Genomic DNA, 9432 nt, shown 5'->3' with positions numbered 1-9432 from the left:
GAAATTTACGGCGGCATCAACGGCTTTTGGGACTACGGCCCGCTCGGCGCAGAACTCAAGCGCAACGTGAAGGAAATCTGGTGGCGCACAATGGTTCATAACCGCGATGACATCGTCGGCCTCGAAGCCACCATCATCATGTCCCCGGAAATTTGGAAAGCGTCAGGGCATGTGGATACGTTCAGCGATCCAATGTGTGATTGCCTGCTGACGAAGAAACGGTTCCGCGCTGATCAGGTCGAACCGCAGAGCGGCGTTGCTTACTATTTCGCCTGTGCTGTCCAAGATGAACACCGCACCGAAGCTCTCCACAACGCTGCTGTGAATCTAGATGCTCACAAAGCATTACTTGAAAAAATGCCTCCAGAAACAAGAAAACGATACGAATTCCTACTGACGGAGTATTGGGACCAAATTGCCAACGCCGGGTTTGACCCGAACAGGCTACCCAAGATTGATACACGGCACTTTTCGGTCCTAGTTAAACCCGGTCCTCATGAGGAGGCCTCGGCTAGGAAAACTGCGATGCAGTTTTACAAGCGTGACGGTTTGGAGAAACCTCTGCCCATTCTAGAAAAGAAGGAAGCAATCGAGAATACGACGGGCTTTAATCCAGAGAACGGTGCTGAACTTACACCACCCCGCCCCTTCAACCTGATGTTCAAAACCTACGTCGGGCCGGTGGCTGACGAGGAGAACGTCGCCTATCTCCGCCCCGAAACCGCGCAGGCCATTTTCGCGCAGTTCAAGAACGTGCTCGAAACCTCGCGACAGAAAGTGCCGTTCGGCATCGCGCAAATGGGCAAGGCCTTTCGCAACGAGGTCACGCCGCGCAATTTCACTTTTCGCTCGCGCGAGTTCGAGCAGATGGAGCTGGAATTCTTCATCAAGCCGGATGAAGTGATCGAAGCGATCAAGTGTTCAGTTTCAAGTGTTCAGTCGGAATCTTCGGAACTCAAAACTGAAAACTTGAAACTTGAAACATCGTCCGCCTGGGGTTGGGAAGCATGGCACAAATACTGGGTCGAGGAGCGCATCAAATTCTATGAGGGCATCGGCCTGCCGCGCGCGACGCTGGAAGAATACTGGCAGAAGCCGGAGGAACTCGCGCATTACGCACGGGCCACTGTCGATCTTCTGTTCAAATTTCCCTTCGGCGCGCAGGAACTGGAAGGTATCGCCGCGCGCAGCGATTTTGACCTGTCGCAGCACGAGCGTTTCTCAGGCAAACCGATGGGTGTGTTCGATGACGAGCTGCGCGCCGCGTGGGGCAAGTTGCCGAAAGAGAAGCAGGACGATCTCCGGCGCAGGTATTATGAGCACCGGAAGAAGTATCTGACGAAAACCGCCAGACCGGACGATACGCCGGAGCAGATTGAGAAGGATGCGAAGGAAGATGCCGACGGTCTGGCGAAGGGTAATTACATTCCGCACGTGATTGAACCGAGCGCCGGGGTGGATCGTCTGATCCTCGCCTTGATCTGCCACGCCTACAGCGAGGACCAGGCGCCGGATGACAAGGGCAAGCCGGAGACGCGTGTCGTGATGCGCTTTCATCCGCGTGTCGCGCCGATCAAGGTCGCGGTTTTTCCGCTGCTCAAGAACAAACCTGACCTGGTCGCCAAGGCAAAGGAAGTGCGCGACCTGTTGCGGCCCCACATGACCGTGTTTTACGACGACACCGGGGCGATTGGCCGGCGTTACCGCCGGCAGGACGAGGCCGGCACGCCCTTCGGCGTCACGATTGATTTCGACACGCTGGGCGAGAAGGGCGCGGAGTTGAAAGATACGGTCACATTGCGTGACCGCGACACGATGAAGCAGGAGCGGGTGAAGATTGGAGATTTGCTTCCCTTGTTGCTGGACCGGGTTCGTTGAGGCAGATTGACCGGCAGAGCATGAGCAATCCCGCGCGCATTTCCTACCTCATCATGGCGGTTCTGCTCGTGCTGGTCGGATTGCTGCACCTTGCGACGCTGGCGTTGACGACACTCTTCGGTTACTTCGCGCTGCGCCAGTTCAGCTTCGGCCGCAGCAAGGCCCTAGGCGTCACGATTTACATCATCGCGGTGATGGCCATCGGTTACGGACTCTTCCATTTCTCGCGCAAGGCCTACATCGCACTGCCCGAGATCGCCAAAACGACGATCCCGGCGGTGGTGGAATACGCGGAGAAAAAGGGGGTGGAACTTCCGTTCACCGATTACGCGACCCTGAAGACGCTCGCCTTGAGCGAAGTGAAAGACAAGGTTGCCAACGTCGGCAGGTATGCCCGGACGGCCGCGTTTCAACTGGCCATGCTCCTCGTCGGCCTCGTCGTCGCGGTCGGCCTCTTTACGAATGCCGGCTGGCAGTTGGAGGGCGACCCGCACGCGGTCAAAGACAGCCTTTACGCGCTCGTCAGCCGGGAAATCGCCATCCGGTTCCGCACCTTCTTCCGCAGCTTCTCGACGGTCATCGGCGCGCAGATCGTCATCTCGCTCATCAACACGGCGTTGACCACGGTCTTTCTCCTTTGGAACGGCTACCCTTACGCGATGGTGATCATCGTCCTGACATTTCTGTGCGGCCTGTTGCCGATCATCGGAAATCTGATCAGCAACACACTGATCGTCGGCGTCGCCTTCACGATCCCGGAAATCGGACCCCGCATGGCGCTGTTCGCGCTCCTTTTTCTCATCGCCATCCACAAGCTCGAATACTTCCTGAACAGCAAGATCATCGGCGACCGCATCAAAAATCCGATGTGGCTGACCTTGCTGGGGCTGGTGCTCGGCGAAAAGTTGATGGGCATTCCCGGCATGATCCTCGCGCCTGTCGTCCTCCATTATATCAAGGTCGAAGCCTCAAAGAACAAGGTCGCCGACCCCGCACGCGATGCACCCGAACCCGCCAACGCCGCCTGACGACACCCCGCGCGCGGCGGAACAGACGATGACTGCAGCGCCGGCAGGAAATGCGGCACGCCAGAAACACGCCCCCACGCTTTATGGAATCATCGTGACGAAACTTTTGAAGGGGCTGCTTTTCGTCGCGCTCGCCGTCGGTGCCTACACGTTGTCGGACAACGACCTTCCGGCTGAATACCGCCATCTGCTGCATGGCCTGCGCGTCAATCCGGAGCGAAAATTCTTCGCCGATCTTGCGGTTCAGATCGGCAAGTTGACCGAGGCGAACGTCTTGTGGGCCGCCGCCGGCACGCTGCTTTACAGTTTGTTCTCGCTTGTCGAAGGCATCGGTCTTTTGTTCCGTGTGCCCTGGGCTTGCTGGATGACCATTGGTGAATCGGCCTTCTTCATACCCATCGAGGTGTATGAACTGGTGCATCGCACAAGCCGCGAACGGGTTCCCTGGGTAGTTCTGGGGATCCTCGTGATCAACGTGATCATCGTCTGGTATCTGCTGCAAAACCGGCATCGCCTCTTCCGGCACCACCAACATCCGCGCGACGGGACGGAATGAGATTTGGAATGCCAAACCGAGATGCCGCTGGCATCCTTGCCGAGTGACCGCGACGGAAGCCATCGAACTGCTCGAAAAGTTTCGCGCCGGAAAAATCGGCCGCGACAGGGTGCTGCGCGCCTTTCAGGCTGCTCCGCTCGCCGACCTCGGCTTTGCGCAGGTGGACACACACCGCGCGCTGCGCAAGGGTTTTCCGGAAGTGATTTTTGGCGCGGGCAAGACGCCGCAGCAGGTGGTGAAGATAGCGGCCAAAATCTTCGAGCACGAACAGCGGGTTCTTGTCACACGCATCAATGACGATCATGCCCGCGCATTGCGGAAAAAATTCAGGCACGCGGTTCATCACGAGACCGCGCGCTGCGTCACGATCGAGAGAAGGCGCCCGCCCAGGCGGTCCGGCAGCATCGCGGTGCTGTGCGCCGGTACGAGCGATTTGCCGGTTGCCGAGGAAGCAGCGGTCACTGCCGAGATCATGGGAAATCGCGTTGAACGGATTTATGACGTGGGCGTGGCGGGTTTGCACCGGTTGCTGCGGCGGTTGGAACTGATCCAAAGCGCGAACGCGGTCGTCGTCGTCGCGGGAATGGAAGGCGCGCTGCCAAGCGTGGTGGCTGGACTGGTTTCGAAGCCCGTGATTGCCGTGCCGACGAGTGTTGGTTACGGCGCCAGTTTCGGCGGACTTGCGGCGCTGCTCGGCATGTTGAACAGTTGCGGCAGCGGCGTGACGGTGGTGAACATCGACAACGGCTTCGGCGCAGGCTACGCCGCCAGCCAGATCAATGCGCTTTGCGCGGGCACGAAATGAAAACTGCGACCACGGTGATCCGTGGCCGGCGCTGCAGGAATGAAAACGCTTTACCTCGACATTTTCAGCGGCATCAGCGGCGATATGTTTGTCGGCGCGATGATCGATCTCGGCGTTGACCCACGGGCGCTCGAGCGCGAACTCGCAAAGCTCAGACTCGACGGCTGGCACCTGCACGTCGACCACGGCCAGAAGATGGGCATCGCCGGCACGAAGTTCGACGTGCACGTTGCGGGCGAACATTCCCACGAACACACCCACGCCGACGGGACAACGCACTCACATGCCCGGGGACACGAACACGACCCCGATCACGGTCCACACGGCGGGCCGCTGGTGAAAACGTCGTTCGGGAAGGCGGAACTCAGTGTGTTCGAAACCAATGTCCCGCCGCGTTTCCGGCTCTATTTTTTCGATTCCACCGGCAAACCTCTCGCGCCGGTCGCAGCGAAGAACGTTACCGTCGAAACGATCCGTCCGAAAAAAAGGCGCCAACTGTTCCAGTTCAAACGGCAGGGCGCCTGGCTTGAAGCGACCGAGGAACTGCCCGAACCTCACGAATTCACCGCGGTGCTGCGATTGAAGCTGGGCAGTGGCACGGAGAAGTGTGAAACGGAGTTCATCGAAGCCCACCATCATCACACACACAATGCCGGACACGAAGAGGCCCATGCCCACGGACGCAACTTTGCGCAGATCAAGGAACTGATTCAACACGCCGGGCTTTCCGCCTGGGTGAAGCAGAAGTCCATCGCCGTGTTTCATCGCATCGCTGTTGCGGAGGGAAAAATTCATGGTCTGCCCCCGGAGCAGGTTCATTTCCACGAAGTCGGCGCGGTGGATTCCATCGTGGACATTGTCGGCGCGTGCATCGCCCTGGAACAACTCGGCAAACCGCGCGTGTCCGCAGCACCGGTCGTCGAAGGCTCCGGGTTCATCAACTGTGCGCACGGCCGTTTTCCCCTGCCCGCTCCTGCGACCCTGGAGATTCTCGGCGCGCGCGGCGTCGGTGTGACACAATGCGACGAGGCGCACGAACTGGTCACGCCCACCGGAGCGGCTTTGTTGGCCGAGTTCGCAGAAAATTTCGCACCCATGCAGGGGCTGGTGGCGACGAAGATCGGTTATGGCCTTGGCACACGCGACAATCAGACTCGACCCAATGTGTTGCGCGCCGTTTTGGGTGAAACGACGTCCGCGAGTTCCAAGGTGACAAACGACTGGGACACCAACACCGTCGCTGTCATCGAAACCAACCTGGACGACATCAACGCCGAGATTCTCGGCCACTTTGTTGAAAAAGCTTTTGCCGAGGGCGCGCTCGACGTGTTCCACACGCCGGTCCAGATGAAAAAAAACCGGCCCGGCGTCCTGCTCACCGTCCTCTGCGCCCCTGCCGATGCCGACCGGTTTTCCGAACTCATGCTGCGTGAGACGAGCGCCTTTGGCGTTCGCCGTCATGCCGCTGAGCGACGCAAATTGAAACGTGAATTCGTGGAGGTGAAAACGGAATTTGGCGAGGTCATCGTCAAGGTCGGCAAGTTGAACGGAAAGGTCGTGCAGACTTCGCCGGAGTATGAATCCTGCAGAAAGCTGGCCAAACAAGCGGGTGTGCCGCTGAAGCAGGTTTACGAAGCGGCAACAAAAACTGCGAAGAACTGATGCTCTATGATCGACCCCGACCTGTTGAAAATCATGTGCTGTCCGGAGACGCATCAGCCGATTGCGCTCGCCGAACCGTCGGTGATTGAAAGGCTGAACCAGCAAATCGCCGCCGGTCAGTTGAAAAATCGCGCCGGCGAGACCGTGAAAGAGAAAATTGATGGCGGGCTGGTGCGCGAGGACAAAAAGTTTCTTTATCCGGTTCGCGGGAACATTCCCGTCATGCTGATCGATGAGGCGATCCCGCTGGCCGCGTAAGGGCCAGCCCGCCGGCCACCCTCGTTATCCTGCCTTCTCCGCCAGCCGCTTTCGCAGACCGTCAAGCTGCTGCTTCAGCGCGGTCGGCAGTTTGTCGCCAAATTTTCCGTAGTAAGCGGCGATGTCGTCAGCTTCCTTTTTCCAGCCGGCCATATCCACGGAGAGAAGCTGTTTTAAATCCTCGGCGGGGATATTGAGTCCGGAGAGATCGAGCGAGTCCGGCGTGGGCAGGTTGCCGATGGGCGTTTGCTGCGCTTTCGCCACCCCTTCGACGCGTTCGCAAATCCACTTCAGAACGCGGCTGTTGTCGCCATAACCGGGCCAGAGCCACTTGCCGCCTGTGTCCTTGCGGAACCAGTTCACGAAATACACTTTCGGCAGTTTGCTGCGGTCGGTGCGCCCCGCGAACGAGAGCCAGTGCGCAAAGTAATCGGCCATTTCGTAGCCGCAGAACGGCAGCATGGCGAACGGGTCGCGGCGCAGCACACCGGCCTGACCCAGCGCGGCCGCCGTCGTTTCCGAACCGCAAGCCGACCCCAAGAACACCCCGTGCTCCCAATCGAACGCCTCGTTGACAAGCGGAATGGTGCCGGGCCGGCGGCCGCCGAACAGAATCGCCGACAACGGCACACCTTCGGGATTCTGCCAGTCCGGATCAATGACCGGGCACTGCGATGCCGGCGCAGTGAACCGTGAGTTCGGATGCGCCGCTTTACGCCCGCTTTCCGGCGTCCACTCCCCGCCTTCCCAGTCAATTGCTTTGGCCGGCGCCGGAATGCCCGAGTCCTCCCACCACACATCACCGTCGGGCGTGAGCGCGACGTTGGTGAAAATGCTGTTCCTGGCAAACGTGTCCACTGCGTTAGGATTCGTTTTCCGTGACGTGCCAGGCGCCACGCCGAAGAATCCGGTCTCGGGATTCATTGCATAGAGCCGGCCATCCTTGCCGACGCGAATCCAAGCGATGTCATCGCCGATGCAGGTCGCCTTCCAGCCCGGCAGCGACGGAAGCATCATTGCGAGATTGGTCTTGCCGCAAGCGCTGGGGAATGCGGCGGCGAGGTAATGCTTTTTCCCCTGCGGCGACGCAAGGCGGAGAATGAGCATGTGTTCCGCCATCCAACCTTCCCGTTTCGCGACGACGGACGCGATGCGCAGCGCGAGACATTTTTTGCCGAGCAAGGCGTTTCCACCATACCCGGAACCGTAGGACCAGATCGAGGGATCGTCCGGAAAATGAACGATGTATTTCTTCTTGGGATCGGGTTCGCACGGCCAGGCGACATCCTTCTGGCCCGCTTGGAGCGGTGCGCCGATGGAATGCAGACAAGGGATGAACCTTCCCTCGACGCCAAGCTTGTCGAACACCGCCTGCCCCATGCGTGTCATGATGCGCATGTTGACGACAACGTAGGGCGAGTCGGAAATCTCGACGCCAATTTTGCAGATGGGCGAGTCCAGGGAGCCCATCGCAAAAGGAATCACATACATGGTGCGGCCCTTCATCGAACCGCGGAACAGGCCGAGCAGCGTCGTCTTCATCCCCGCCGGATCGGCCCAGTTATTGGTGGAACCGGCCTCGTCTTTCGTCTTCGCGCAAATGAAGGTACGGTCTTCGACCCGCGCGACGTCGCTCGGATGCGAGCGGGCGAGATGGCAGCCCGGGCGCAACTTTTCGTTCAACTTTGTCAGCGTGCCAGCCTGGACCATGAGATCACAGAGCGTTTGATTCTCCTGTTCGGAGCCGTCGCACCAAAAGATGCGATCCGGCTGGCACAACCCGGCGATTTCCTTCACCCAGGCGATGACAGATTTATTCGTGGTGTTGCAGGATCCGAGGTTCGATTTCGACATAAGTCAGTTTAGAATTTCACGTTGTTGAGGCCGTAAAGGCAACAATGGAGCAAAAAACCTAGCAGGCGAGTTGCGAGGGTCAAGCAGCTTGTAAAAAATACGTGCTTCGCTGGACGGCCGGCAAACAGAACCGTTGCTGCTTGCACCGCTGAATCACGGCGAACCCAACCGCTGATTTCCACAGACAAGCCGTGGAATGAGGACAGTGGGATGAGTGGCCGAATTCCATCAACCCTTACGATCGACAGACACGATGCAGGCAAACAGACGAAGAGGCTATCATTCCGCCACGCTGACCGTATCGAGATCAACAATCCGTTTCCGCAACTTTCTGAGCGCGATCTCCTCGATCTGACGAATCCGCTCGCGGGTTACGCCGAATTGTTCGCCGATTTCTTCGAGTGTCTTCCGGTCATCACCATCCAGCCCGAACCGCTGGCGGAGAATCGCCTGCTCGCGCGAATCGAGGGTTTCAACCATTTCGTGAACCAGCGCGCTGTTGGCCTTTTCCTCAAGCTGCTCGTAGGGTGTGTCCGCGTTTTCGTCCTTGACCACATCAGCGACGCGGTTCGTGTCATCGTCGCCAATCGGCGCCTCAAGCGAGGTGGGGCGAATCGCGGCGCGGCGCAACTGTTTCACGCGCGCGACCGGGTAATCGAGTTCCGCAGCCAGTTCCTCGTCGGTCGGTTCACGGCCGAACACCTCCTCCAATTTCGCGACGGCGCGGCGGAGGTGAAAAAGTTTGTCCACGATGTGAACGGGCAGCCGGATGGTCTTGGACTGATTCGCGAGCGCGCGTTTGATCGCCTGTTTGATCCACCAGGCGGCGTAGGTCGAAAGCTTCGCTCCCTTGTTGGGATCAAACCGTTCGACGCCTTTCATCAACCCGATGTTTCCCTCATTGATGAGATCGAGCAATGGCAGCCCGAAACTTTCATAGTCACGGGCGATCTTCACGACGAGGCGAAGGTTCGCCTTGATCATCTGCTCGCGGGCTTTCCGATCCCCCCGCTTGATGCGCCGGGCGAGTTCGATCTCCTCTTGTGGCGTCAGAAGCGGCGTCTGGCCAATCTCGCGCAGATAGAGGTGAAAAGCGGTGTCGCCATCATAGGATCCGCGCGCGGACTCCACCGGCGCCGGTTCTGTCGTGATGGTCGCACGACTGGCTGGCAGTCCGACCGTCTTAGCCCGAGCCGGTTTGATAAAGCGCTTCCGTCCCCGCCGGACCAAAGGCGCCGGATTGCTTGTACGATTGGCACGCATAACGTTTTGTATTTCGCTTTTTACCGAGTATTGCCCGAGCCAGCGCAACTGTTCATCTGCCTCTCGTTATATTGACAATCCAGGCGAGGTTTTCGTTTCGCAACAAGATGCGCGCCCAACGCCCTCGC

The 9432-nt window shown here is 58.9% G+C and carries 8 protein-coding genes; 6 read left to right on the top strand and 2 right to left on the bottom strand.

All coding sequences use genetic code 11. The annotated features are described in order from the left end of the window. The 6 genes from VN887_15150 to VN887_15125 form a co-directional block, all read left to right on the top strand. The coding region (locus VN887_15150; GenBank protein ID HXT41345.1) for a glycine--tRNA ligase at nt 1–1878 on the top strand (1878 nt) is incomplete at its 5' end. A gap of 20 nt (nt 1879–1898) precedes the next feature. Further along, nucleotides 1899–2906 (top strand): AI-2E family transporter, encoded by a 1008-nt coding sequence (locus VN887_15145; GenBank protein ID HXT41344.1) that lies wholly within the window; start codon nt 1899–1901, stop codon nt 2904–2906. Then, on the top strand, nt 2878–3462 hold the full coding sequence (locus VN887_15140) for a DUF2127 domain-containing protein (GenBank protein ID HXT41343.1): 585 nt from the start codon (nt 2878–2880) through the stop codon (nt 3460–3462). The genes VN887_15145 and VN887_15140 overlap by 29 nt, the downstream gene beginning before the upstream one ends. A 43-nt stretch (nt 3463–3505) precedes the next feature. Then, nucleotides 3506–4267, top strand: coding sequence for a nickel pincer cofactor biosynthesis protein LarB (gene larB, locus VN887_15135; GenBank protein ID HXT41342.1), 762 nt, complete (start codon nt 3506–3508; stop codon nt 4265–4267). A 39-nt stretch (nt 4268–4306) separates the two neighbouring features. Next, nucleotides 4307–5929 carry a nickel pincer cofactor biosynthesis protein LarC gene (larC, locus tag VN887_15130; protein ID HXT41341.1) on the top strand — a complete coding sequence of 541 codons (1623 nt, stop codon included), beginning with the start codon at nt 4307–4309 and terminating at the stop codon, nt 5927–5929. 6 nt (nt 5930–5935) lie between these two features. After that, on the top strand, nt 5936–6187 hold the full coding sequence (locus tag VN887_15125) for a hypothetical protein (protein HXT41340.1): 252 nt from the start codon (nt 5936–5938) through the stop codon (nt 6185–6187). A gap of 24 nt (nt 6188–6211) precedes the next feature. On the opposite strand, the gene VN887_15120 is transcribed toward VN887_15125, so the two are convergent. Together VN887_15120 and VN887_15115 are read right to left on the bottom strand one after the other, a co-directional pair. Next, a complete protein-coding gene (locus VN887_15120) occupies nt 6212–8041 on the bottom strand; it encodes a phosphoenolpyruvate carboxykinase (GTP) (protein HXT41339.1) in 1830 nt (609 codons plus the stop codon). Between the two features lie 279 nt (nt 8042–8320). Further along, nucleotides 8321–9304, bottom strand: a complete 984-nt coding sequence (locus VN887_15115) for an RNA polymerase sigma factor RpoD/SigA (protein ID HXT41338.1) — start codon at nt 9302–9304, stop codon at nt 8321–8323. Nucleotides 9305–9432: the final 128 nt, after the last annotated feature.

The sequence above is a fragment of the Candidatus Angelobacter sp. genome, assembly GCA_035607015.1.
Taxonomy (GTDB): Bacteria; Verrucomicrobiota; Verrucomicrobiia; order Limisphaerales; family AV2; genus AV2.
This window is presented reverse-complemented; position numbering and strand designations above follow the sequence as displayed.

Excerpts from the sequence above, each read along its gene's own strand:
- VN887_15145 (HXT41344.1), top strand. The coding sequence starts at position 1,899 with ATGAGCAATCCCGCGCGCATTTCCTACCTCATCATGGCGGTTCTGCTC.
- VN887_15140 (HXT41343.1), top strand. The coding sequence starts at position 2,878 with ATGCACCCGAACCCGCCAACGCCGCCTGACGACACCCCGCGCGCGGCG.
- larC (HXT41341.1), top strand. The coding sequence starts at position 4,307 with ATGAAAACGCTTTACCTCGACATTTTCAGCGGCATCAGCGGCGATATG.
- VN887_15125 (HXT41340.1), top strand. The coding sequence starts at position 5,936 with ATGATCGACCCCGACCTGTTGAAAATCATGTGCTGTCCGGAGACGCAT.
- VN887_15120 (HXT41339.1), bottom strand. The coding sequence starts at position 8,041 with ATGTCGAAATCGAACCTCGGATCCTGCAACACCACGAATAAATCTGTC.
- VN887_15115 (HXT41338.1), bottom strand. The coding sequence starts at position 9,304 with ATGCGTGCCAATCGTACAAGCAATCCGGCGCCTTTGGTCCGGCGGGGA.